This is a genomic window from Kineococcus vitellinus, from assembly GCF_009906315.1.
Lineage (GTDB): Bacteria > Actinomycetota > Actinomycetes > Actinomycetales > Kineococcaceae > Kineococcus > Kineococcus vitellinus.
On the sequence record NZ_JAAALL010000507.1, the window covers coordinates 1 to 1697 of the forward strand.

At 73.8% G+C, this 1697-nt stretch carries 1 protein-coding gene and 1 pseudogene; both read left to right on the forward strand.

Translation table 11 applies throughout. The annotated features are described in order from the left end of the window. The first annotated feature begins 3 nt into the window (after nt 1–3). Complete coding sequence (locus GTQ99_RS22915; protein WP_420814617.1) at nt 4–813, forward strand: ABC transporter ATP-binding protein; 810 nt, start codon at nt 4–6, stop codon at nt 811–813. Further along, nucleotides 810–1697: pseudogene (locus tag GTQ99_RS22920) on the forward strand (hypothetical protein); the annotation flags it as partial. The gene GTQ99_RS22915 and the pseudogene GTQ99_RS22920, both read left to right, overlap by 4 nt.

Sequence of the window (1697 nt, forward strand, 5' to 3'; positions counted from 1 at the left end):
GCCATCGAGGTGCGCGGCCTCGTCAAGGACTTCACCCTGCGCCACCACCGCTCCCTCAAGGAGCTGGCGATGGCCAAGGTGCGGCGCCGGCCGGTCTCCGACACCTTCCGCGCGCTGCACGGGGTGGACCTGGAGGTCCGCCAGGGCGAGTCGGTGGCGCTGCTGGGCTTCAACGGCTCCGGCAAGTCGACGCTGCTCAAGCTCATCTCCGGGGTCATGCAGCCCGACGCCGGGACCATCGGCGTGCGCGGGAAGATCGCCGGCCTCATCGAGGTGGGGGCGGGCTTCCACCCCGACCTCACCGGCCGCGAGAACGTCTACCTCAACGGCGCCATCCTCGGCATGGACGAGGCCACGATCGCCGCGCGCTTCGACGACATCGTCGCCTTCAGCGAGATCGAGCGCTTCATCGACACCGAGGTGAAGTTCTACTCCTCGGGGATGTTCCTGCGCCTGGCCTTCGCCGTCGCGGTGCACACCGACCCCGAGGTCTTCCTCATCGACGAGATCCTCTCCGTCGGCGACGAGCCGTTCCAGAAGAAGTGCCTGGCGCGCATCGAGGAGCTGCGCGCCGAGGGGCGCACCCTCGTCATCGTCAGCCACGACCTCGACATGGTCGCCGAGCTGTGCACCCGCGGCGTGCTGCTGGAGCAGGGCCATGTCGTCGCCGACGACACCGCCGTGCGCGTGGTCGGCCGGATGCGCGGCCAGGACCCGGACGAGGCCGAGCGCGAGCACGCGCGGCGCCGGCGCGAGGCGGCGGAGCGCGAGCGCGCCCGCGAGCACCACGCCGACGAGCGGCCGCCGGCGTGACCGCCGTGGACGAGCGCCCGCGCACCGCCCCGGCGGCCGCCGGACGCCTGCGCGCGCTGGTGCCCGCGCTGGGCGTCGGGGTGCTGGCCGCGGCGACCTTCGCGCTGCTGCGCACCGCCCTCGTCGACGACGCCTACATCACGCTGGCCTACGCGCGGAACCTCGCCCTGCACGGCACGTGGGGGCTGCTCTCCGACGTCGAGTCGAACACGGCCACCTCCCCGCTGTGGGTGCTGCTGCTCGCGGCCGCCACCGCGGTCGTGCGCCGCCCCGTCGTGGCGCTGGGGATCCTGCACGTGCTCATCGCCGTCGCGCTGACCCTGGCGCTGACCTCCGCGGCCCGCCGGACGGGGCTGCCCCGCTGGGTCGGCCCGGTCGCCGCCGTCGCCGTGGGCGTCAACCCGCTGCTGCTGAGCTCGGTGGGCCTGGAGTCCGGCTTCCTCGTCCTGCTGCTCGCGCTGCTGCTGCTGGCGGCCGTGCGCGGGCGGGCGCTGGCGTACGGCCTGCTCGCCGGCGCGGTCGTGCTGACCCGCATGGACGCCGGCGTCGTCATCGCCGTCCTGACGCTGCTGACCCCGGCGGTGCTGCGCAAGCTGCACGTCGCGGTCCCCGCGGCCCTGCTCGTCGTGCTGCCGTGGATGGCCTGGAGCTGGTACTCGCTGGGCTCGGCCGTCCCCGACACCGTCGTCATCAAGACGCTGCAGGAGGCGTGGGAGCAGTACGACGTCCACAACGGCATGCAGCTCTACGTCGAGGTCTTCGGGCTGACCGCCGTGCTCGCGTTCCTGCCCGTGGTGCTCGGCGGGCTCGGCTGGCTGGTGCTCGCCGGCTTCGGCTGGAGCGCGCGCACCGCGCCGGCCCCGTCGAGCGCTCAGACCCCGCAG